The organism is Streptomyces sp. NTD91 (assembly GCF_059510455.1).
On record NZ_JCAJZW010000011.1, the window covers coordinates 81,615 to 105,957 of the forward strand.

At 70.8% G+C, this 24,343-nt stretch carries 12 protein-coding genes; 8 read left to right on the plus strand and 4 right to left on the minus strand.

The features are described 5' to 3' along the window. Window positions 1-81 precede the first annotated feature (81 nt). The 8 genes from AC5WRT_RS14710 to AC5WRT_RS14745 all read left to right on the plus strand — a co-directional run bounded on the left by AC5WRT_RS14710 (window position 82) and on the right by AC5WRT_RS14745 (window position 14,919). The gene (locus tag AC5WRT_RS14710) at window positions 82-372 is read left to right on the plus strand and encodes a hypothetical protein (protein ID WP_496100296.1); all 291 of its coding nucleotides are present in this window, start codon (window positions 82-84) and stop codon (window positions 370-372) included. Beyond that, window positions 369-620: a hypothetical protein gene (locus AC5WRT_RS14715; RefSeq protein ID WP_496100297.1), complete on the plus strand. Its 252-nt coding sequence runs from the start codon at window positions 369-371 to the stop codon at window positions 618-620. Before AC5WRT_RS14710 ends, AC5WRT_RS14715 begins: the two co-directional genes overlap by 4 nt. A 162-nt stretch (window positions 621-782) precedes the next feature. Next, on the plus strand, window positions 783-2,723 hold the full coding sequence (locus AC5WRT_RS14720) for a DNA/RNA helicase domain-containing protein (RefSeq protein ID WP_496100298.1): 1,941 nt from the start codon (window positions 783-785) through the stop codon (window positions 2,721-2,723). A 92-nt stretch (window positions 2,724-2,815) separates the two neighbouring features. Next, a complete protein-coding gene (gene pglY, locus AC5WRT_RS14725) occupies window positions 2,816-6,700 on the plus strand; it encodes a BREX-2 system ATPase PglY (protein ID WP_496100299.1) in 3,885 nt (1,294 codons plus the stop codon). Further along, window positions 6,697-9,597, plus strand: a complete 2,901-nt coding sequence (gene pglZ, locus AC5WRT_RS14730; protein WP_496094168.1) for a BREX-2 system phosphatase PglZ — start codon at window positions 6,697-6,699, stop codon at window positions 9,595-9,597. Before pglY ends, pglZ begins: the two co-directional genes overlap by 4 nt. A gap of 40 nt (window positions 9,598-9,637) precedes the next feature. Next, window positions 9,638-11,386, plus strand: a complete 1,749-nt coding sequence (locus AC5WRT_RS14735) for an AIPR family protein (RefSeq protein WP_496094167.1) — start codon at window positions 9,638-9,640, stop codon at window positions 11,384-11,386. Between the two features lie 45 nt (window positions 11,387-11,431). Then, window positions 11,432-12,757 carry a BREX system ATP-binding protein BrxD gene (gene brxD / locus AC5WRT_RS14740; protein ID WP_496094166.1) on the plus strand — a complete coding sequence of 442 codons (1,326 nt, stop codon included), beginning with the start codon at window positions 11,432-11,434 and terminating at the stop codon, window positions 12,755-12,757. Beyond that, window positions 12,757-14,919 carry a DEAD/DEAH box helicase gene (locus AC5WRT_RS14745; protein WP_496094165.1) on the plus strand — a complete coding sequence of 721 codons (2,163 nt, stop codon included), beginning with the start codon at window positions 12,757-12,759 and terminating at the stop codon, window positions 14,917-14,919. The genes brxD and AC5WRT_RS14745 overlap by 1 nt, the downstream gene beginning before the upstream one ends. A gap of 42 nt (window positions 14,920-14,961) precedes the next feature. Here the strand turns inward: AC5WRT_RS14745 and AC5WRT_RS14750 are convergent, their stop codons facing one another. From AC5WRT_RS14750 to AC5WRT_RS14765, 4 genes are all read right to left on the minus strand, one after another. Further along, on the minus strand, window positions 14,962-20,244 hold the full coding sequence (locus AC5WRT_RS14750; RefSeq protein ID WP_496094164.1) for a sacsin N-terminal ATP-binding-like domain-containing protein: 5,283 nt from the start codon (window positions 20,242-20,244) through the stop codon (window positions 14,962-14,964). 774 nt (window positions 20,245-21,018) lie between these two features. Next, window positions 21,019-22,509, minus strand: coding sequence for a glycoside hydrolase family 3 protein (locus tag AC5WRT_RS14755; RefSeq protein WP_496094163.1), 1,491 nt, complete (start codon window positions 22,507-22,509; stop codon window positions 21,019-21,021). A gap of 8 nt (window positions 22,510-22,517) precedes the next feature. After that, window positions 22,518-23,348 carry a carbohydrate ABC transporter permease gene (locus tag AC5WRT_RS14760; RefSeq protein WP_496094162.1) on the minus strand — a complete coding sequence of 277 codons (831 nt, stop codon included), beginning with the start codon at window positions 23,346-23,348 and terminating at the stop codon, window positions 22,518-22,520. Beyond that, window positions 23,345-24,343 (minus strand): carbohydrate ABC transporter permease, encoded by a 999-nt coding sequence (locus tag AC5WRT_RS14765; RefSeq protein ID WP_496094161.1) that lies wholly within the window; start codon window positions 24,341-24,343, stop codon window positions 23,345-23,347. Before AC5WRT_RS14765 ends, AC5WRT_RS14760 begins: the two co-directional genes overlap by 4 nt.

Consider the following 24,343-nt stretch of genomic DNA (forward strand, 5'->3'; position numbering starts at 1 on the left):
GTAACACCCAGGCTACGCAGCGTAATCCACCCAGCGCAGCCGGGTCCTGGAATCCGTAGGACTGGACCGACGAGGACGACGATGACCCCCACACCGCGACACCCGGACCACGCGACGGCGATCGGCCACCCAGCCGTCGCGGACAGCCCGCCACCCACCGCTGCGAAGGTCCAGGAGGCCCTCGACGCCCGTGACGCCCTCGCCTCCGCGCTCAGCCGGGCCGGTATCCAGCTTCCGGCGATGGACATCCGCACCCCGTGGGTGGACGACCGCGAGGACGATGCCCGGTACGCGCTCGTCCACCTCGGGGTGTGCTCGGCGCCCGTGGCCCTCATGCTCGCGGACGTGATCCTGAAGGGGACCAGTGCGTGACGGAGGACGACGACCGGGGCGGAAGCCCGAGCGAGGTCCCGGCAGTCGGAGAAGCCGTACGGGACACCGCCCGCGACCGGGTCGGCCGGGTCATGGGCCACGAAGGCCCGTACCTCCAGGTCCGGCCGCTCGGCGGCGGCCGCGAGTGGGACGCCGACCCTCGTCACGTCCGCACGCTGAGCCAGGACGAGCTGCTGAGCGCTCTCCTCGCCGAGGTCAACGCCCGCTCCCGTCAGAGCACCAGGTGACCCTGCCGTCCGTTCCCGGACGTGGCCGAACCAGTACGGAACCCCCTCCTCTTGATCGCCGCGCTCACCTAGGATGTCGAGACAACATCTCAGCGGCCCGACGGGCTTCCTGATCCGCCATCGCACCCGCTCCACGGCGGCGCGCGGCGGACACCGCAGGACATGCCCCCACCCGCACGAGTCTTCTTCGTGCTGCCTGGGGGCATTTCCTTGCTGTTCCGTGAGTCCGCGGCGTCCGTGGCCACCCGCATCCTCGAAGGGTCGCTCGCGCTGCATCTGACCGAGAACTTCCGTCACCTGCACGGCAGGAACGCCGCACAGGCGGAGACACGGTCCTGGGAACGCAGCCTCCCCGCCCTCGTCAACGCCCTCATGGAAGCCGGGCTCGGCGAGGTCGAGGTGGTCATCGAGTACAGCCTGCCCCTCACCAGCAAGCGCGCCGACGCCGTCCTGGCCGGCGTGCACCCGACGACGGGGCAGCCGTCGTACGTCGTCGTCGAGTTGAAGCAGTGGAGCGAGGCCCACCCGGACGAGGACGACCCTCTCCTGTGCCGGCTCGACGCCTACCCGCAGCCCGTCCTCAACCCGATCGAACAGGTGCGGGGCTACTGCGCGTACCTGCTGTCGTTCAACGCGGCCCTGGAACGGATGCCCGGGTCGCTGGCCGGGGTGGCGTTCCTGCACAACGCGACCGAGTCCCGGATCGCGGGGCTGCGGAGCGTCGAGGAGGACCAGTACGGCCGGATGTACACGGCCGACCAGCGCGGGGCCTTCCTCGACTTCCTGCGATCCCGGCTGGCCGCCAAGTCCGGCGCGGAGGCCGCCGACCTGCTGAGGGACGCCAGGATCCGGCCGTCGAAACAGCTGATGGCGGTCGCCGCGGCCGAGATCCGCGACCGCGAGCAGTTCGTGCTCCTCGCCGAGCAGCGGGTCGCCTACGAGATGGTGATGTCCGCCGTGCGCAAGGCCAAGCGCGGCAACCACAAGAAGGTCATCGTGGTGACCGGCGGTCCCGGCTCCGGCAAGAGCGTCATCGCGATGTCGCTGCTGGGCGAGCTGTACCGGCGCGGGGAGACCGCCCTGCACGCCACCGGGTCGGCGTCGTTCACCAAGACGATGCGCAAGATCGCCGGGCACAAGAAGCGCGAAGTGCAGAAGCTCTTCATGTACTTCAACAGCTTCATGGACGCCGAGCCGAACGACCTCGACGTGCTGATCTGCGACGAGGCGCACCGGCTGCGGAAGACCTCCGCCAACCGCTACACCAAGGCCGAGCTGCGCACCGGCCGGCCGCAGGTCTCGGAACTCATCGACGCGGCTCGCGTGCCGGTGTTCCTGCTCGACCAGCACCAGGTGGTGCGGCCCGGCGAGATGGGGACGAAGGAGGAGATCCGGCGGGCCGCCGCCGCGGAGGGGCTCGACTGCACGGTGATCGAGCTGGACGGCCAGTTCCGGTGCGGCGGCAGCGACGCGTACGAGAAGTGGGTCGTCGACCTGCTCGGTCTGGAGGGCGGCACGCCCCACGCGTGGGAACCCGACGGCAGACTGGAGCTGCGGACCGCCGAGAGCCCGCAGGAGCTGGAGGACTTCCTCGTCGCGAAGCGCGCGGAGGGCTACGGCGCGCGGATGTCGGCCGGTTACTGCTGGAAGTGGACGACCAAGGTCACGCCCGAGATGACAGCGCTTCCCACCGATGTCGTCATCGGTGACTGGGCCCGGCCCTGGAACGTGTACGGCGACCGATCCGTGTTCGGGGCCCCGCCTGCGCCCCTGTGGGCCACCGAACCGGAAGGTTTCGGCCAGGTCGGCTGCGTCTATACGGCGCAGGGCTTCGAGTACGACTGGTCGGGCGTCATCATCGGTCCCGACCTGGTGTGGCGGACGGACCGGTGGGTCGTGGACCGGTCGGCGTCCAAGGATCCGATCTTCACCAAGGCGACGCCGGACAGCGAGATCGACCGGCTGATCCGCAACACGTACAAGGTGCTGCTGACGCGGGGCATGGTCGGCACGATCATCTACTCGACCGACCCGGAGACGCGGGAGAAACTGCGCTCGCTCGTCCATCCCTCGTCCGGGGTGGATGTGCCCGCGCTCGTGTAGTCGGGCATGTGCGAAAAGTGGTCATCCGCTGTCAGTGGTACGCCATACGATCGGATGAGCCCGCGCAGCCGCCCGTCGGAGAGTGATCGTTCATGGCCCAGCAGCCGCCCCTGCTCCGCGATGTCATCGACATCAAGGAGTCCATCTCCACGTCGGACTTCGTCCTCCAGCTCTCGGAGGCGACGACCCCCGAGGGCGCCGAGCGCGCCCTGCGGGACTACGTGGTCACGGAGCGGCTGCTGGAGAACTTCGACGAGGCGCTGGGACTGATCAAGGCCGCGCTCGACGGGCACACCTCGAAGGCGGCCTACCTGCACGGCTCGTTCGGTTCCGGCAAGTCGCACTTCATGGCCGTGCTGCACGCGCTGCTCAGCGGCAGCCCGGCCGCCCGCTCCCGGACGGACCTCGACCCGGTGCTCAGCAAGCACGAGTGGCTCGGCGCCGAGGGCAAGCGGTTCCTGCTCGTGCCGTACCACATGCTCGGGGCGAAGGCGCTTGAGCAGCGGGTCCTCGGCGGCTACGTCAGCCACGTCAAGAAGCTGCACCCCGAGGCGCCGACACCGCAGGTGTACCGGACGGACGCGCTGTTCGAGGACATCCGGGCGATGCGGTCCCGCATGGGCGACGCGGCCGTCATCGCCGGGCTGACCTCGCCGGACGGCGCCGGTACGGACGAGGAGGACGAGTGGGGCGAGGCGTTCGGGTGGGCGCCCGCGCTGCTCGACACCGCGCTGGCCGCCGAGGAGGTCCACGAGGGCGGGCAGTCGCTCAACCTGGTCAGCCCGTCGACGCCCGCCGAGCTGCGGGCGCGCCTCGTCCAGGACGCGAGCACCCACCTGCTGCCCGGCTTCGCGAAGAACGCCGCCGAGGACGAGCACGGGTTCGTCTCGCTGGACGCCGGCCTGTCCGTGATCGCCGAGCACGCCAAGTCGCTCGGCTACGACGGACTGATCCTGTTCATGGACGAGCTGATCCTGTGGCTGGCCACCCTCATCCACGACCAGAAGTTCGTGGCCCGGGAAGCCGGCAAGATCACCAACTTCGTGGAGGGCGGCGACGCCCGCCGCGCCATCCCGGTCATCTCCTTCATCGCCCGCCAGCGCGACCTGCGCGAGCTGGTCGGCGAAGAGGTGTCCGGGGCCGCCGAGGCGTCCATCCAGGACACGCTCAACCTGGCCTCCGGCCGCTTCGACAAGATCACTCTGGAGGACCGCAACCTCCCCCAGGTCGCCCACGCCCGGCTGCTCAGGCCCAAGGACGCGCAGGCCGCCGCGCTCATCGAGGCGGAGTTCGACAAGACCCGCAAGATCCGCCAGGAGGTGTGGGACACGCTCCTGGGGTCCGACCGCGGGGCGGACGGGGTCGGCGCGGACGAGGAGAGCTTCCGGCTGACGTACCCGTTCTCGCCGGCGTTCATGGACACCCTCGTGCACGTGTCCTCCGCGCTGCAGCGCAACCGGACCGGCATGAAGCTGATGGGCCAGCTGCTCGCCGACCACCGCGCCGAGCTGCGGCTGGGCGACCTGATCCCGGTCGGCGACCTGTACCCGCTGATCACGGCGGGCGGCGACAAGCCGTTCACCGACAGCCTGAAGGTGGTCTTCGAGGCCGCGGACAAGCTGTACCGGACCAAGCTGCGGCCCTACCTCCTCCTCACCCACAACGTGTCCGAGGAGGACGTAGAGCAGTACGCGAACCGGCCCGACAGCATCACCGACCCCGCGCTGCGCACCCGGATCAAGCAGTTCACCGGGGACAACCGGATCGTCGGCACGCTGCTGCTGTCGGCGCTCGCCCCCAGCGTCCCCGCCCTGTCCGACCTGACCGTCCGCCGCCTGTCCGCGCTGAACTACGGCTCGGTCGTGGCCCCGATCCCCGGGCGCGAGTACGGCATCCTGAAGAACAAGATCGCCGAGTGGGCGGGCCGGTTCCCCGAGATCAAGGAGACCGGCACCGAGGCCAACCCGGGCGTCCGGCTCGAACTGTCCGGCGTCGACGTCGACTCGGTGATCGCCAACGCCGACGTCAACGACAACCCCGGCAACCGCCAGGCCCTCGCCCGGCGCATCCTCGTCGAGGAACTCGGCATCAGCCAGGGCCAGTTGGTCGACCAGCTGCAGTTCGTGTGGCGGGGCACGGAGCGCAGCGTCGAGGTCGTCTTCGGCAACGTCGCGGACGAGGACGAGCTGCCCGACCACGACCTCATGCCCCAGCAGGACGGGCTCTGGCGGCTCGTGATCGACCTGCCCTTCGACGACAGCGAGTACGGAGCCGTCGAGGACGCCAACCGGATGCGGCGTCTGCGGGAGCGGCAGGGCGAGCCGTCCCGCACGGTCGCCTGGCTGCCCACCCATCTGTCCGGACAGCGCTACGCCGACTTCCGCCGTCTCGTCGTCATCGACAAGGCCCTCTCCGACAGCCGGCGGTTCGACGGCCAGTACGCCGGCCACCTGAGTCCCGACAACCGGGCCCGCGCCAAGGGCCTCCTGGAGACCCAGCGCGAGTCGCTGCTCAAGAACGTCAAGGCCGCCTTCAAGCAGGCGTACGGCCTGGCCGACAAGAAGGCCACCGACGTGGAACTCGGCTTCTCCGACCACCTGGAGTCGCTGCGCGAGGTCGACGGGCTGACCCTGTCGTTCGGCCAGTCGCTGCGCGACGGCGTCCGGCACATCGCGAGCCGGCTGCTCGTGAGCCAGTACCCCGACCACCCGGACCTGGACCCCGACGGGAACGGCACGGTGGTCAGGCCCGCCGACGCGAAGAAGGTGTTCACGCACGTCCAGGCCGCCGCCGAGGCCCGCGACGGGCGGGCCGAGGTCCCCGCCGCCGACCGGAACCTGATGCGGCGGGTCGCCACCCCGCTGCGGCTCGGGCAGCAGAAGGAGGCGTACTTCGAGCTGTCGCACTACTGGGCGGACCACTTCCGGCAGCTGGCCCGCGAGCAGGGCGTCACCGGCGACCTCAGCCTGATCACGCTGACCGACTGGACCGACCGGCCCGCGCCGCGCGGTCTGCCGGGCTTCCTCGCCCGGCTGGTGGTGGCCTCGTTCGCCGAGATGGACGACCGGGTGTGGGTGCGCGCGGGCACCCCGCTCGACCCCGCGCCCGCACTGAGCGAGATCAAGGACCACGACGCGCTGCGCAGCCAGCCGCTGCCCTCGGAGGAGGACTGGTCGGCCGCCCGGCAGCGGTTCACGGCGCTGTTCGGCGAAACGGCCCCCACCCTGCGGCGCGGCCGCATGGTGAACCAGCTCGCCCGGCAGATCGTCCAGCAGGCGGGCGCCCACCAGGAGGCCGCCCGGGAGCTGGTGACGCAGTTGGAGCGGCACGCCGGGTTCCTCCGCCTGGACGAGACCGCCGAGAACGGGCGCCTCGCCGTCGCGCGCCGCGCCGTCGACCTGCTGCGGGAGCTGACGCGGTCCGCAGGCCAGGGTGCCGCCGGCGCCAGGAAGACCGTCGAGGCGCTGGCCGCCTTCGACTTCGGCGAGGTCGGCGCGGACCGGTTCGGGACCTCGGTCAAGCAGGCCCGAGCCGTGGCGCAGGCACTGGACTCGACGTCGTGGACCACGCTCGACCTGGCCACCTCGGAAGGCCCCGAAGGCGAGGCACTGCTGGATTCCCTGCGCAACGCCGCCCAGAGCGACCAGCGGACCAACGACCTCAAGGAGGCGCTGGCCCGGACCCAGCGCGAGGTGCTGGCCCTGGTCAAGCGGAACCGCGCGACACCGCCCGCGCCGCCCGCGCCCCCGGCCCCGCGTCCGAGTGACGTCCCCCTCGACACACCGTCCAGCCACCCGCCCGTGCCCGAGCAGCCGCCTGGCACGCGCCCGTCCACGCCGGGCCGGGTGAAGCGCTCCGGCGGCGGGCGGACGACCGCGGCCAGGGCCGTGGCCGAACTCCAGGCGGAGATCGCGGAGCTGGCCGCCCGGGAACCCGGTGCCACGGTCGAGATCACCTGGCAGGTCGTCGAAGGATGAGCACAGCGACGACCGGCGCGGCGGCGGTGCGGCTGAACCTCGCCACCCTCACCCAGTACCTGTCCGCCCAGGCCTCGCTGGCCGACGCCCTGGCCGGCCGGGACCGGCGACGGGCCGTGCTGCTGCGCTCCGCACCCCAGTGGGACGGCCCGGCCGAACACGCCTGGGGCGACGGGCAGTCCGCCCGCATCGCGGCGGCCCCATCCCCGCTCGCCGTGCACGAGCTGGTGCTCGGTCACCTGTCGGACTCGGCGACCGGACCCGCCGTGCTCGTCGTCCTCACCGACCGCGAGCAGAACGAGCTGGACCCCGCCATCCTGGCCCGCGCCCACAAACAGCGCGTGGACACGGTGGACAGCTGGGACGTCGTCCGGGACGCCTTCGGAGCACACCAGGTCGACCCGAGGCTCAAGGACGACAAGTGGGCCGCGGAGGCCCTTCTGGACGCGGCGCCCCCAGGAGGGGGCTGGCCCCGGCTCGGCGGCGGCATGCTCTCCCGTGGCACCGCCCTGACCGCGCTCGCGCTGCGCCGCCTGAGGCTGGGACGGTACGAGGACGAGACGGCCCGCCAGGACCACGCCACGTCCGCCGACCGGCTCGACACCCACACCCTGCTGGGCTGGTCGTTGATCCCCGGAGGGCCGGATCGGCTGTTGGCGCTGCGCGGTCCGGAACGCGCGGGCCTGGCGGCGTTCCTCGGGGAGGAGGACCAGGCCGGCCTCGCGGGACGCGCCCTGCTCGCCCTGGTCGAGGCCGAGCACGGGCCGGACGCGGTGGCCTTCGGCCTGCTGTGCGCGGCGCTGTGGTGCCACGCCGAGCCGGACGCGGCCGTCTACACGGCGCGCGGCCGCGCGGAGCGGTGGTTCGGAGACCGCCCACCGCTGCGGGGCGAACAACTCGACGCCATGGTCGCCGCCTTCGGCCGGGTCACGGAGGACTACGTCGGCACGCTGCTCGCCGGAGCGAAGCGGGACGGCGGCCCGGTGTCGGAGGAGGCCCGCGAGGCCCGCCGGACGAGCGACACGGTGCTGGAGCGCGCTTCGGCGCTGGTCCGGCAGTTCGGGGCCGAGGCCGCCGCCCGGACCAGTCCCCTGCTGCCGGCCGGCCTGGACGCCAGGTTCACCACGGTCGGAGAGGCCCTCGCGGCCGGCGAGCCGGAAGCGCTGGACGCGGCCGTCCGCCTGCTGAGCTTGCACCGGCGTGCCGACGGGCCGGAGGTGCGGGCCCGGATCGAACGGGCGCGGATGGGGCAGCGGCTCGTTCAGTGGCTGGCCACCGACCCGGCGGCCGAGGCGTCGCACGTCGGCGCGGCCATCGGGCGCCACATGGAGGAGACCGCCTGGGTCGACCGTGCTGTGGAGCACATCGAAGCGGGCGGCGACCCCGACGACCGGCTGAGGACCGCCTACGACGCGCTGGCCGCCCGCGTGCGCCGACGGCGGCACGAGATCGACCGCGACTTCGCCCGCACCCTGGCGACCTGGACGGCGGCCGGCACCGATCCCGGCGGCATGCTGACGGTGGAGACGTTCCTGGAGCGGGTGGTGAAGCCGCTCGTGCGGGGCGACGACCGGCGCGTGCTCCTGATCGTCCTGGACGGGATGAGCGCGGCCATCGCCAGCGAGCTGGCCGAGGAACTGCGCTCCTCCTGGGCCGAGTTCGACCCCGTGGCCGCAGAGGGCACGCCGCGGCGCCGCGCCATGGCAGCTGCGCTCCCCACCCTCACCTCCGTCTCGCGCACGTCGCTGTTCGCGGGAAGACTGATGCGGGGCTCGCAGAAGGACGAGGCGCAACTGTTCCCCGCTCTGTCCCTGTGGAGCGGGGCGCCCGCCGCCGTGTTCCACAAGGACGACCTGCGGGCCGACAGCGCCGGGGAGACCTTCGGGTCCGCGCTCACCGAAGCGCTCATGGACGGCCGTACGCATGTGGCGGTCGTCCTCAACGCGATCGACGACCGGTTGGCCAAGGAGCAGAAACTGGGCGACGGCGCATGGCGGGCCGAGCACATCCCGGGCCTGCCGGACCTGCTGCGGATCGCCGCCTCGCAGGGCATGGCGGTGCTGATCACCAGCGACCACGGACACGTCGTCGACCGGCACGGTGCGAAGGTGGAGACCGGCTCACCGCTGTCCGCCCGCCACCGCGAGCCGGGCGACGAGGTGGGACCTGCCGAGGTGGAGCTGCACGGCACGCGAGTGGTCGCCCCGGAACCGGGCGGCTCGATCGTCGCCCTCTGGGACGCCGACTCCCGGTACACCGCCCGCAAGGCCGGCTACCACGGCGGAGCCTCTCTGGCCGAGTTCGCCATTCCCGTCCTGGCCTTCCTGCCGTTCGGAGCTCCCCCTCCCGCGTCCTGGCGGGAGCTGGGCGACCAGCGGCCGGCGTGGTGGTCCCTGGACGCCCCGTCTCCCCGGCACGCCGTCCCCGCCCTGCCCGAACGCGCCGCCCCCGGGGATCGGGCCGCCCGGCAGCGACCGACCAAGGCCCAGGCCCGGCTCGCCCGCTCCCACGACGCGCTGTTCGACGTCGCCGTGGTCCCCTCGCCCGAGGACGACGGAACTCTGGTGACCGCCGCCGCGGCGAGCCCGGACGACGCCCTTGTCACAACCCTCTTCGCCTCGGAGACGTTCCAGGGGCAGATCGGCCTGCTCGCGCGCAGACCACCGATGGAGAAGGTGGAAAGCGCGATCCGGGCTCTGATCGAGGCAGGAGGCACGCTTCCCGTGACGGCACTCGCCCAGCGTGTGTCCTATCCGGCCACCCGTGCCGACGGGTTCGCCGCGATCCTGCGCCAGTTGCTCAACTACGACGGAGTCCAGGTCCTGGAGACACTGCCGGACGGCCGGACCGTCCGCCTCGATCTCTCCCTGCTCCGCATGCAGTTCGAGTTGGGTTGACGATCTGCCAGCCGTATCCCACACCGATGAGCCGGGAGCCATGAGCGCCAACGACCGTGTGTTGATCAACCAGATGATCGAGGAACGGCGCAACGCCCGCGCCGTCCCCCTCTCGTTCGACGCGGAATTCGAGCGGTTCGCCAGTGAACACGCCCTGCATGGCTTCGGCCTCTCCGAGGAGGAGATCGAAGCCGGTGTGATCGGCGGCGCGGACGACGGCGGCATCGACGGGGCGTACGTCTTCCTCGGCGGGCGCCTTCTGCACGAGGACAGTGAGATCTTCCAGCAGCAGTCCGCCGTCGCGAACGTGGAGCAGGGAACCCAGTTGACGCTCTGGCTCGTCCAGGCGAAGACGAGCCCCGGCTTCTCCGAGGTCGCCATCGACAAGGTGGCGTCCACCTGTAAGAACCTCCTCGACATGGAGGTCGACGAGGCCGCCGTCGGCCTGCTGTACAGCGAGGACCTCCTCGCGCGCTTCAGCCTCTTCAGGGAAGCCCTGAAAAAGCTTCTCACCCGCCATCCCACCGTATTGATCAAGTTCTCCTACGTGACACGCGGCTCGGCGAGCGAGGTGCATCCCAAGGTCCAGGCCAAAGCCAAGATCCTGGAGAGCCAGTTCTCGGGCGCGTTCGCCATCTCCACGGGCGAGGTCGAGTTCCTGGGCCCCGCGGAGCTCTGGAAGCGTGCCAGCACCCTTCCCTCGTACACCCTGGAACTCCCCTACCGGGAGAGCATCACCCACGGCACCAGCCACATCGCGCTCGTCGGCCTGGGTGAGTACATCGACTTCCTCAGCGACGAGACCGGGGCGATCAAGTCCCACATCTTCGACTGGAACGTCCGCGACTACCAGGGCAACGTCGAGGTGAACCGGGAGATCACGGCCTCCCTGCAGAACCCGGGGGCACCCGAGTTCTGGTGGCTCAACAACGGCATCACCATCGTGTGCTCGCAGGCGACCTCGGTGGGTAAACGGCTCAGCCTCTCCGACGTCCAGATCGTCAACGGCCTGCAGACCTCCTACACCCTGCACGAAACGCTGCGCGACCGCTACGTGACCGACCCTGCCGAACCGGTCTTCGACAGACTGGTGCAGGTGCGCATCCTCGTCACCGTGGACCAGGCCGCCCGTGACTCCGTCATCCGCGCCACCAACCGGCAGACGAGCGTGCCCGTCGCGTCCCTGCGGGCCACGGACGACATCCAGCGGCAGATCGAGTCGTACTTCCTCGAACACGACTGGTTCTACGACCGGCGCAAGAACTTCTACCGCAACCAGGGCAAGCCGGCCGACCGCATCGTCAGCATCCCCCTGCTGGCCCAGTCCGTGATGGCGATGGCGCTGGGACGGCCCGACTACGCGCGAGCCCGTCCGTCGAGCCTGCTGAAGTCGGACGTGGACTACCGGCGCGTCTTCTCGGACAAGACGGAGCTCGCCGTCTACCTGTGGCTGGCCAAGGCGCAGCGCCAGGTGGACGAGTTCCTGCAGTCGACGTCGGATCCCATCTCCCGCTCGCTGCACACCAACCTTCGCTTCCACCTGGCCATGCTCGGCGCCGTCGACCTCGTGGGCCACATCTTCAGCAAGCCGGAAGCCCTGAACAACGCCGCTCGGGAGGACGTCTTCCCGAGTCCCGCGCGCCTTCGGTCACTGTGGACGTCGCTCCAGGAACACTTCGACACGTACCAGCAGCGGCAGCGGTCGGGTCCCGACAAGACGGCGAAGAGCAGTGACTTCGTCACCTACCTCACGACCGAGCTGGGATACGGCAGCCTCCACCGCAGGTGACTCCTGCACGGCCCGCGGCCGGGCGGGGGATGGGAGGATGGGCAGGTGATCGACCCTCGTCCCTCTCCCGTCTCCGCCGCCCGGCGGCGCACCGCCATCGACGCGCTGCGGCGCGGTGCCGTGCCCGAGAGCGGCCTGGATCTCCTCGCCACCGGACTCGGCCGTTTCGAGTCCGCCCTCGACGCGGAACTCGACGCGGTCGCCTCCGGCGCATCCGTCTTCAAGGCCGTGCGCGGCGAGTACGGCTCCGGCAAGACGTTCTTCACCCGATGGCTCGGGGAACGCGCCAAGCAGCGCAACTTCGCCGTCTCCGAGATCCAGGTCTCGGAGACGGAAACGCCGCTGCACAGACTGGAGACCGTCTACCGTCGCCTCACCGAACGGCTGTCCACGACGAGTTTCCCGCCGAGCGCGCTGCGGCCCGTCGTGGACGCCTGGTTCTACGCCCTGGAAGAGGACGCCCTCGCGGCGGGGGCCGACGAGGACGACCTGAGCGGCGCGGCGGAGCAGTTGCTGGCCGCCCGCCTGACCGAGGTGTCACGGCACGCCCCGTCCTTCGCGGCGGCGCTGCGCGGATACCGTTCCGCACTGGCCGACGGCGACGAAGCGACGGCGGCGGCCGTCCTCGCCTGGATCGGCGGCCAGCCCCACGTGGCGGCAGCGGCCCGTCGAGCGGCGGGAGTGCGTGGCGACCTCGACCACTTCGGCGCCCTGGGCTTCCTTCAGGGACTGCTCACCGTCCTGCGGGATTCCGGCCACCGGGGACTGTTCGTCGTACTCGACGAGGTGGAAACCCTGCAGAGAGTGCGGTCGGACGCCCGCGACAAGGCACTCAACGCGCTCCGGCAGCTGATCGACGAAGTCCACTCCGGGCGGTTCCCCGGCCTCTACCTGGTCATCACCGGAACCCCCGCCTTCTACGACGGCCAGCAGGGCGTGCAGCGGCTCCCACCGCTCGCCCAGCGGCTCGCCACCGACTTCACCACCGACCCGCGCTTCGACAACCCGCGTGCGGTCCAACTGCGCCTGCCCGGCTTCACCCTGGAGTCGCTGACCGGGCTCGGGGTGACCATCCGCGATCTCTACGCCTCCGGGGCCGACGCACCCGGCCGGATCGAAGCACTGGCCGACGACGCGTACATCGCCGACCTCGCCCGAGCGGTGGGCGGAGCGCTCGGCGGGAAGGTCGGCGTGGCGCCCCGGCTCTTCCTCAAGAAGCTGATCGGAGACGTCCTCGACCGCATCGACCAGTTCCCGGACTTCGACCCGCGGCAGCACTACCGGCTGACGGTGGACAGCCGGGAACTCACCGATGTCGAGAGGAACCTGGCCGCATCCGCATCGGCCGGCGACGTCGACCTGGAGGTGTGATGGCAACGCCCGCGGACCCCGTCGAGCGGCTCGACCCTGTCATCCTGCACCACGTCGTCAACACTCTCGGCTGGCCGGATCTGCGGCCGCTGCAGCGGGCCGCGATCGACCCCGTGATGGACGGCGAGGACGTCGTGCTGCTCGCTCCCACCGCGGGCGGCAAGACCGAGGCGGCCTGCCTGCCGATCCTGTCGGCCATGTCCGCGCAGAGCTGGACCGGAACCTCGGTCCTCTACCTCTGCCCGCTCAAGGCGCTCCTCAACAACCTGGTGACCCGGGTCGACGGCTACGCACAGTGGCTTGGCCGGCATGCGGCCCTGTGGCACGGGGACACCAAGGAATCGCAGCGTCAACGCATCCGTACCGACAGGCCGGACATCCTGCTGACGACACCCGAGTCGCTGGAAGCCATGCTCATCGGCGTGAAGACGGACCACGCGCACCTGCTGGGCGGTGTCCGGGCCGTCGTCGTCGACGAGGTGCACGCCTTCGCGGGCGACGACCGGGGCTGGCACCTCCTCGCGGTCCTCGAACGCCTCCAGCGGGTCACCGGGCGTCCCATCCAGCGGATCGGGCTGTCGGCGACCGTCGGGAATCCACGGCATCTGCTCACCTGGCTGCAAGGGTCCGGTGCCGGCCGGCGTCCGGGCCGAGTCGTCGCCCCGGACCTCACGGCGTTCCCGCGGACGGAATCAGCAGGAGCGCCTGCGAGCGACACGGCCGGTCCCCCACCGGGTGAGGTCGAACTCGACTACGTCGGTTCCCTGTCCAATGCCGCCAAGGTCATCGCGGCCCTGCACAAGGGCGAGAAGCGACTGGTGTTCTGCGACTCCCGGCGGCAGGTCGAGGAACTGGGCGCGGCACTGCGGGCGCGCGACGTCACCGTGTTCCTCTCCCACGCGTCCCTCTCGGCCGACGAACGGACCCGGTCCGAGGAGGCGTTCGCCGAGGCACGAGACTGCGTCATCGTGGCCACGTCCACCCTGGAACTGGGCATCGACGTCGGTGACCTCGACCGGGTGATTCAGATCGACGCTCCTGGCACCGTCGCCTCGTTCCTCCAGCGCATCGGCCGGACGGGGCGCCGCGCCGGAAGCACCCGGAACTGCCTGTTCCTGGCCACCCAGAAGGACACCTTGTTGCAGGCCGCCGCGCTGCTGCTCCTGTGGGGCCGCGGCTGGGTCGAACCGGTCGTCGCACCACCCGAGCCACGACACCTCGTCGCGCAGCAACTGCTGGCCGCCGCACTGCAGGAGCACAAGCTGGGCGATCAGACGTGGCCCGAGCAGTGGAACGGCCTGGCGCCCTTCGACCGTTCGGCCGCTCCTGTCCTCCGCCATCTGACGGACGAAGGCTTCCTCGACACCGACGGGGGCATGCTCTTCATCGGCCATGAGGCGGAACGCCGCTTCGGACGGCGCCACTTCATCGAGCTGACCGCGTCCTTCACCGCGCCACCCCAGTTCACCGTCCTGTCCGGTCGCACCGAGATCGGACGCATGGATCCGTCCGTCCTCACCGAGGAACGCCAGGGTCCGCGTCGGCTGCTGCTGGCGGGCCGCAGCTGGCAAGTGACGTTCATCGACTGGGGGCGCAAACGGGTCTTCGTCGAGCCGGTCGAGGGCGGAGGGATCGCCAAATGGTCCGGAGGCACGATCGCCGGACTGTCCTACGCGCTGACGCGGGCCATGCGCGAGGTCCTCCTGGGCGCCGACCCGGACGTCTCGCTCACCCGACGAGCCCAGGTCTGCCTCCAGGAGTGGCGTGAGGAGGACGGCCCCCACCTCGTCCACCCCGGCGGGACATTGGTCGCACGACGCGGGAATGACGTCCGCTGGTGGACGTGGGCGGGGTACCGGGCCAACGCGACGCTGGGAGCGACGCTGCCGTCGGTTGCCGACCCGGTCCAACGGCCCACGGACTGCTACCTGCGGCTGCGGGAGGACCTGAGCCCGGACATGTGGCGCGCCGCGCTGGACGCCGTACCAGCCGGGCCGACACTCGTCCTGCCCGACGTCGACCAGCGGGCAGTGCGTGGTCTGAAGTTCTCGGCGGCGCTCCCCCGACGGCTGGCCGTGGCCACCCTGTCGGCGCGGCTCGCCGACTTCGACGGTGCCGGCACCGTTCTGGCGGAGCCGAAGCGCTTCTTGAACGTCCGATGACGCGGGCCTTGCCACCGCCCTCCGTGTGTCGCCTCGAACGCGCTACCCCCTCCCCGAGGGCGAGCACTGATAGCGCACCCCCCGGCTGACCATCCTGAAGCGGTCACGACCCTGGGCCGAGAGCGGGTTCGGCAGGTCGAAGACGCGGCGTTGCTCCGGCACGAGGGCGGAGGTGATCAACAGGATGCGGTAGCGGTTGCCCCGGGCGTGGCGGCGGGCCGCTTCCACCTCGGACGGTCCGAGTTCGAACTCCACCCGCTCGGCACATGGGTCGCTCAGTGCCTTCACCTCGTACAGCCGGGTGGTGTCACGCCAGGTGACCTCGAAGTCGTAGCCCAGGGAGTCGGAGGCCTCGTCGTCTCCGTTGACGACGGCCGCATAGCCCGAGGTCCACCGCACGTCGGGGTAGTGGCGCTGGAGCCAGGCGCGCGCTGCCACCTCCCCGACGAGACCGATGGCGGACCGCTGGTCCTCCGTAGTCCGCTTCGTCTTCGCGACGACGATGCGCGGCCTGACGGAGGATCCGCCCCCGCTGCGTGGCCGGGGCACACCGGCCACGGTGTCCAGGCGCACCCTGCCCGACTGGGCGAGGAAGGCCTCGTCGATGGTTCTCGAGGCGATGTCCGCGATGGTGGAGAGCTGATCGCTACCGACCCTGACCTCGGCATCCCCGATGGTGATCGTGCGCGGAGCGACGATCGTGGAGACACCCGAATCCCGGGCCCGTGCCGCCGTCCGTGCGAGGTCCTTGTCGGTGAGGCCCAGCGCCGCTGGGTCCGCGGCGTGCGGCATCCCGGCGGGCCACCCCACGGCTCGTCCCACCGCATCGAGCAGACGGCTCTCGCTCAGCGGCAGCAGGTCGCCCAGCCCGGTACCGTCGATGAAACTCCTGCATTCCAGCAGCACCGCCCCGTGCCACCCCGCAGGCACCTGGACGCCGTGACGGCGGCACCAGGCGGTCACCAGTGGGGGCAGCACCGGCACGAGCGCGTCCAGTGCGGCCGTGTTGCGTGCCCGGAGCCGGTCGAGGGGCTCGAGTTCGGTGGGCCGCTCGAGGTCGTCGTCAGCTCCGCGCGCCCGGAGCCATTCCCGCACCCTGTCGCGCATCGCCTCCTCCGGCGGGGTGATGAACCGGGGAAGCCAGTCCGGGTCCGGCTGGAGGTCGTGAAGACCGCGGGCCGCGGCGTAGCCGGAGATGTCCTCACCCTGCTGCGCGGCGACGGCGTATCGCTCGCGGAGCCGGTCGAGGAGGATTCCGGAGCGAGCCCGTACGAAGTCGCCGAAGGCCTGTTCGTGGCGGTCGGGGTAGTACTCCGGGGGGTACCCGAGGGCGACCAGTGCGGCGTTGAACTGCTGGAAGTCGAGTCCCAGTTCGTCCCTGAGCTCCGCCGGCCTCGTGCAGGAGCGGGCCAGGGCGACCAGTTCCGCCGACGGCAGCGGCAGACCGGGCGCGAGCCGGTCGATGATCCCGACGAGTTCGCGTTCGCCGGCCGCACGACCGAGGAGGTGGGCGGCCTCCTCGTTCCAGGCGTCGGCGGCCAGGCATGCCAGCACCGGGCGGAGCAGTCTCACCGTGTCCTGCACGTCACCGGTGAGGTTGCGCCGGATCTCGGCGACCTTGGCCTGGGTCGTGTCCAGAGCGGCGGCGAGGACGGCGTCGTCGACGAGCGCCGGGCTGCTGCCGCCGAGGCTCCGCTCGAGTTTGACGAGGACCAGTTCCAGCGCGTCCTGCAACCACGGCCTGCCCAGCAGTTGTGCGACGGCAGGTGTCGCCGCCTGCAGTTCGTCCCACCCCTCGTCGCTTCTCCAGACGACCACCGTGGGGTACTCGTCGTCCGGCAACGGCAGGGCGCGCGTCGACGACGGCGGCTCGGCCGGCGTCCCGGAAACGGTGATCTCCACATCGTCGGCGTGTACGACGCGCAGGCGGCGGAGCCGTTCGAGCGCGGCCCGGACACCGCGCTCGCTGCGGCGCACGAATGCCCCGGACTTGAGTTCCATGGCGAGGGCGACCACGGTGACCAGCCACTCCCGTTCCCGGATGAACACCGCCGCCTGACTCGACGGCGCGATGGGGGCGCCGTCGCGGTGACGTACCTGCACGTTGGTGGTCGACGTGCGCTGCACCCTCAGCCCGTTCGCCTCGGCCAGGCGGACGACGGCGTCACCGGACTCCGCCGGTGCGACGAGGACGGGATGCCCCGCCGGCTCGATGAGCGCCTCCTTCAGGGGATCCGCCTCGTCGCAGACGATGACGGGTGCTTCGTCGGCCGACGGGGTGAAGGTGCCGAGCTCGTGGGTGCGGCTGACCACGAGGCGCACCTCTTCCCTCGGCGCCCAGGGCCACTGGCCCGTCCGTACGACGTTCGACCACGCCCGTTCGTAGTGCCGTTTGAAGGAGACGCTGAGGTACTCGGGCACGTCGCCCTTGTCGAGCACGTCAGCGAGCTGACTCACCGCCGCCCCCGCGTGCTGTGGATCTTCCCACCTGCGCAGGCCGAGCCGGAGCATCCGCTCGACGACATTCCTGTCGGTGAGCAGGCGGCGCGTCGACAAGGGCAACGCGGGGACGAAGGCCGGGAGTTCCCCGTCGGTGCTGAACCAGGCCCGCCGGGGTGCGACGAAGGAGGGGCCATCCGGCTCCTCCACGGGCAGCCAGGCCATGCCTCGGAGGTAGGAGGCCAGAGGAGTGGGCCAGGTGTGCGCGTCCTTGAAGGAGTAGGTGGGCCTGTGCACGGTGACGGTGAAGACCTCCTCGCCCCAGGTGCGCAGCCCGTGCATCAACAGCTCGGCGAACTCACGCCGGGCGGCGGAGCCGAGTCCGGCCACCTCGGTCGCTCCTGTCAGGTGGGCAGGCGGGTGCGTGAACTCGTAGGGCGTGTAAGGGTGCTGGAATCGGGTCCAGTCGCTCCTGACGTCGGCGCACCAGGCATCGGTGAGCGCGTCCCCCAGCCCGAAGCCCGCGGCGAGTCCCGTGAGGCGCAGTTCGTGTCCCTGGCGGGCTCCCAGTCGCTCCCCGACGGCTCCCGGCCGCAGGCCGTCGCACACACCGAGGGATTGCAGGAACTCGGTGTAGGCCGCCCGGTCCCGTACCGGCGCGGGCCAGTCGTCGGGGCCGCTGATCCACTGGTCCCGCTGCGCGGCCAGGGCCGGGATCCCGGATCCTCCCTCGGCGAGGAACCGCTCCAGCCGCCGCGCTCCCTCGGTGCCCCATGCGGGTGAGAAGGAGCAGCGTGCGGCTCTGCCCCACCTGCCGGTGTCAGCCAGTGGCAGCCGGAAGGGAATGTGGGCCAGCCGTCGGCGCTGGGCCTGGGTGAGCAGCGGGTACTGCCGGAAGGCGAAGGTCAGGGCGTCGCGGCCGAGCGCCTCCGAGGGATGGCCGCCGAGCAGGTCGTCCAGTGCGTCGAAGACCCGGTCGAGTTGGTACGGGCGGACCAGTTCGTTGCGCTCGAGGAACCCGCGCCCGGCGCTGTCCCAGGCGATCGCCGGGTGAGTGAAGGAGATACGGCGCCGGAGTGCCTTGAGATCCCCCGGCACCCGGGTGGCGGTCTCACCGTCCGCAATTTCGTCGGGCTCGGGGTGGAAGAATACGGTCGCGTCCTGCCTGCCGGAATCGGTCCGGCCGCCGAGCGCGCTTCTCAGCCGCACGTCCTGGTCGAGGATGATGCGTCGGCCTCGCAACACACCTTGGTCCCGGGCGAACGCATGGGACAGGTCGCTGTAGAAGTCCGCCCATACCTGCCCTTCCGGTTCCGTACCGCCGAGCAGAGACCGGGCCACGGCTTCTGCCCACGTGGCGACCAGGGGCGCCGGCGGACGGAAGGGCCTGGAGATGACGGCTCTGCACAGCTTGTCCAGACGCGCGTGGCGGACAGGACTGACAGACGGCGTCAGCAGGTCGGCTCCGGCCTTCGTGAGTGCCTCGGTGGTGAGTACGCGCCAGGAGCGCTTGCCGTCGGGCCATCCGTAGGAGTCCTGAAACGAGCCCCACGCTTCCCTGCCGTGCAGGGGCACGATCGGTTCAGCGGCGAGCCTCCCGTCCAGGGCCGCGTCCAGCCGGTCCGGCACGTCCCAGCACATGAGGTCAAGGACGAGGTCCGCGGCGACAAGGTACGGGGTCTCCGAACGAATGCGCCTGCTCAGTTCCACCGTCAGCAGAGCGAGTTGGTCGAGGAGGAAGGCGTTCAGGGCCATCGCCTCGCTGATGTCGAGGCGAGCCAGTTTGGTGAAGAACGGGGCATGGGCGTGGCCGGGGAACGGTGCGTGGACGCCCTCGGCCATCGGCAGGAAGGTGTACATGCGGCCGTTGGGGAGCGGCGCGTCGAGGCGCAGCGCGACCGCCACCCATGCCTCGGCGTCCCAGTTCTCCCAGGCGGCGTCGATCTCGCGCGCCTGGACGCTACGGCTGATCGCTCCGCTCAGGGCCTCGGGATCGAGAGTGCGACGCGCCAGCAGGTAGCGGCCCGCCTCGGCGAGGTCGACCTCCCGCACCCAGTCGTCCTCGCCTGCGGTGACCAGGTCCGATGTGCGCTCGGTACGCGAGAGAACCTGCCGGAAAGCGGTGTCCGAGCCGTCCCGCACCTCGACGAGGAGTTCGGCCACCCGGTCGAGGAAGAGCAGCAGCGGCGCCTCACCGTTCACCACGTCCTCCGCTTGTGCCACGGCGAGTCCCCAGGCGTGCCGGTCGCGCAGCGGCAGCCGTACGACCGTGGCGTACCCGTCCTCGGCGAGTTCCTTGAGCACGGGATCGGTGACGTCGGCCGGTACAGGCAGCGCCAGCGGGGAGATGTCCTCGATCACCCGGGTCGCGAGTGCCGGGTCTTCCACCAGGGAGCGCACATCCTCGGGCCTGGCGAAGCGGAAGCAATAGCCTTCGAACACTTGAGAGTCGGAGGACGACTTCGAGTAGATCTCCGGCCAGTCCGTCACTTGCAGCACACTGCGGAAGCCGAGGCCCTTGTTTCCGATGCCCTCACCGGCCGTCTTGCTCGACAGGGCCAGCTCGGTGATGGCGCGGAAGTTCTTCTCAGCGAACACCGCCCCCTCGTTGGCGACGTAGAGGACGCCGCCGTCCTCCCGGCTGACCGCCAGGACGGCGATCCTTCCCGGGGCGGCTTGACCGAGTGCGTCGTGGCCGTTCTGGACGAGTTCGAGGATCGTGCGGCCCTCGTACTCCTGGGCGGTGTCCTCACTCACGGACTTCAGGCTCTCGGCGAACCGCCATGTCTCGCCTGCGTCCCTGTAGATCTCGACTCGCCGCCTGGTCAGGGCGAGTACGGCCGACCGGAATCCGTCGCACTCCGCGGCATCCCACGTCGATGTCATGGCTGTTCCCCCTCGTTCGTGCACAGCCCTGCGCCCGCCAGAAGCCTCCTGGCAATGTCATCCAACCGAATCACGGGGCATGATTTCTGGTGAATCCCACATCGAGTTGCACTGAGGCACCCGGCCGCTCTCGCTGCCCCACTCGCATTCAAGCGCGCTGTTTCATCGCCTTCGCCGAGGTCACCGACTCATCGGAATGCGCCTCCGCCGTCCTGTGGAACCGCGCCACCCGGCGCCTGCCGCCGAAGGCGCAGTGTCGGCGGACACCTCCTGGCCGCCACTGCCTGTAAACGTCGGGTTGTCGGGATGACGGCCATGCCGAAGGCAGAAGCGGCCGGCCTCGGTGACCTCGCACGCCCCCCGCCACGGCACCTGACGCCCGGAAGCCCACGGTCGCGCGGAGCGTAAGCCGACCGCCAGCCATCCGGCTCCCAGGCCGCGTGATCTTCACTGACCGCGACCCGTTCGAGAAGTGCGCGTTGCCGTTCATTCAGGGCGGACCACCGATGCACGAACATCAGCCCACACCGCGCCCGTACGGCCTGCGCTAGCCGAAAGAGTGCCTACGGTCAGTCGGAGTCCCCTGGGACTCTTCTGGGACTTCCGGCTGCATCAACGGGTACGAGCGTGAAACAGCCGAAAGGCCGTTCGTGCAAGTCAGCGACGCACGACCGTCATCGCAGCAGGTCACGCCGTCCGCTGGTCTCTTCCGGGACATCTGACCTCCGGTCGGCGCGGGCGGTCGACGGGCTGCCCGGGCGGGCGTCCCCGCGGTCAGCCCGCCACGACCGCCTCCGCCGCCGCCACCCCGCACACCCGGGCCGCGCCGTACGTGGTGATGTGCAGGGCGCCGCGCGCGGCGGCCTCGGGCAGGCCCATCTCCACGACGACGGTGTCGGGGCGGGCGGCTAGCAGGGTGTCGACGGCGGTGCGCATCCAGGCGTGCCGGTGCTCGTCGCGCACCACGGCGACGATCCGGCGGCCGCCGGCGGCGGCGAGGACGCGCGGGCCGGCGTCGCCGTCGCCGGTGAAGGAGCCGGCGGCGGTGCCGGGCAGCAGCCGCTGCAGCTCGGCGGCCACGCCCCAGGGGGTCTGGTCGCCGACGGCGATGTTGCGGGCCGGCTCGAACTGGGCGACGTACACCGGCGCGGTGACCGGTGCGGCGGGGCCCGTGCGGGTCACCCTGAGCGCGCGGCGGGCCGCGACCAGACCGATCTGCGGGTCGGCCGCGGCGGCCGCCGCGTGGCCGCGGGTCCGCGTGGTCCACCGGGCCAGGTCGCGTACCCGGGCGGCCGCGTCGGCGAGCCGTTCCTCGGGCAGTTCGCCGGAGCGTACGGCGGCCACGAGCGCGTCCCTGAGCCGCAGTACGGTGCCCTCGTCGCACAGTCCGCCGCCCACACAGATGGCGTCGGCACCGGCCGCGATCGCCAGGACCACGCCGTGCTCCAGGCCGTAGGTGCCGGAGATCGCGCGCATCTCCATGCCGTCGGTGACGATCAGGCCCTGGTAGCCGAGTTCCTCGCGGAGCAGTTCGGTGAGGACGCGGTGGGAGAGGGTGCCGGGGCGGTCGGGGTCGAGGGCCGGCACGAGGATGTGCGCGCTCATGACCGCGCGGGTGCCGGCGGCGATGGCCGCGCGGAACGGGGGCAGTTCTCGCTCGTACAGCGTCTCCGCGTCGGCGTCGATGCGGGGCAGCGCGTGGTGGGAGTCGACGTTGGTGTCGCCGTGGCCGGGGAAGTGCTTGGTGCAGGCGGCGACGCCGGTGGACTGCAGGCCCTCGACCCAGGCGGCGGTGTGCCGGGCGACCAGGTCGCTGCTCGCGCCGAAGGAGCGCACCCCGATGACGGGGTTGTCGGGGTTGGCGTTGACGTCGGCGGACGGCGCCCAGTCGAAGTTGACGCCGCAGGCCGCCAGACGCCGGCCCAGCTCGCGGCTGACGGCCCGGGTGAGGCCGGGGTCGTCGACGGCGCCGAGGGCGTGGTTGCCGGGGAAGGAGGAGCCGGTGCGCACGTCGAGGCGGGTGACGTCACCGCTCTCCTCGTCGATGGCGACGAGCAGGTCGTCGCGTTCGGCCCGCAACTCCGCGGTGAGCGCGGTGACCTGGCCCTCGGTGACGACGTTGCGGCCGAACAGGGCGACGGATGCGAGCCCTTCGCCGAGGCGGCGGCGCACCCAGTCGGGCGCGGTGGTGCCGTCGAATCCCGGCTGCAGCACGGCGAGGGCGTCCCGGGTGAGGGTGTCCGGGCCGGTGGCGAGTGTGGTCATCGGCGGGGTCATCCCTTCACGGCGCCGTCGGTCAGGCCGCTGACGGCCTTGCGTTGCAGGAAGACGAAGAGGATCAGGATGGGCAGCGCGAACAGGGACGACGCTGCCATGGTGGCGCCCCAGTCGTCGCCGAAGGCGGTCTGGAACTGCGACAGCCACAGCGGCAGGGTCTGCTTCTCGACGTCCTTGTTGAGGATCAGGACGAGCGGGAACTCGTTCCAGGCGGTGATGAAGCCGAACAGCGAGGTCGCCATCAGGCCGGGCGCGAGCAGCGGGAGGATGACCCGGACGAAGGCCTGCATGCGGGTGCAGCCGTCCACCATCGCCGCCTCCTCCAGGTCCTTGGGCACGGCAGCCACATAGCCGCGCAGCGTCAGGACGGTGAGCGGCAGCACCATCATCGTGTAGAAGACGGTCAGCGGGACGAGGCTGTCGAGCATGTCGTTGTCGCGGACGATCATGTAGATGGCGATGATCATGACTTCCCAGGGGGCCATCTGCGCCAGCATGAACGTCACGATCAGTCCGCGCCGGCCCCGGAACCGCATCCGTGCGAGGGCGAAGGCGGCGAACAGCGCGATGACGAGCGAGAACACGACCGAAAGGACGGTGACCGTCACGGAGTTGCCGACCAGCGTCCAGAAGTGGTCGGCGTCGACCGCCTTCCTGAAGTGGCCGAGGGTGACGTTCGTCGGGAACCACACGGGGTTGTCGGCGATGATGTCGCCGGTCGGCTTGAAGGCCGTGGCGAACATCCAGTACACGGGGAACACGAAGCCGACGAAGAGGACGACGGCGGTCGCGTTGGGCCAGATCCGGACGAAGAGCGAGCGCTTCACAGCTCGTCCTCCTCTTGCTTGAGCACCATGCGCAGGTAGTACGAGGTGATGACGAGCAGGACCAGGATGGTCAGGAAGGAGATCGCCGCGCCGACCCCGAAGTGCTGGTTGCCGACGCCCTCGACGTAGGCGTAGATCGGCAGGGTCTCGGTGAGGCGGTCGGGGCCGCCCTCGTTCATCGCGAAGAGCTGCGTGAACGACTTGAACACCCAGATGACCTCGAGGAAGGTCGTGGCGTACAGGAACGGCCGCAGGAAGGGCAGCGTCACCGAGGTGAAGCTCTTCCAGGCGCCCGCGCCGTCCAGGGACGCGGCCTCGTACAGCTCCTTGGGGATCGTGGTGGTGGCGGCGTACAGGTTGATCGCCACGAACGGGACCGACTGCCACACGATCAGCAGGACGACCACGGAGAAGGTGGAGAGCTGGGAGCCCATCCAGTTGTGGTCGGCCATGGAGTGCCAGCCCAGCTTGTCCAGCACCCAGTTGACGACGCCGAAGCGCTGGGCGAAAAGCCACTGGTAGACGGTGGTGGCCGCGACGTAGGGCATGGCCCAGGCGAGGACGAGGCCCACCATGAGCAGCAGCCGCATTCTCCTGCCGAGGCGGGCCAGCAGCAGACCGATCAGGGTGCCGATGCCCATGATGAGGACGACGTTGGCGGCGGTGAAGAAGACGGAGCGCTCGAGGACGTGCCAGAACTCCCCCTCGGACAGCACCTGCCGGTAGTTCGCTGCGCCGTTCCACTCGGTGAGGTGCTGGATGAGCTGGCGGGGGTTGAGGTTCTGGAACGACAGCATGCCGTTCTTGACCAGGGGCCAGCCGAGCAGGACCAGGGTGGCCAGCAGCGCCGGCAGCAGCAGGAGGTAGGGGGCGGCGGCACCGCGGCGGGACGGGGATGCGGAGTCGCGGTCCGCGTCCCGCGGCGGCCCCGGTGTCCCGGCCTTGCGGACAGCGGGCCCCCCGGCCGTGTCCGTGCCTTGGGTCTGCACTGACAT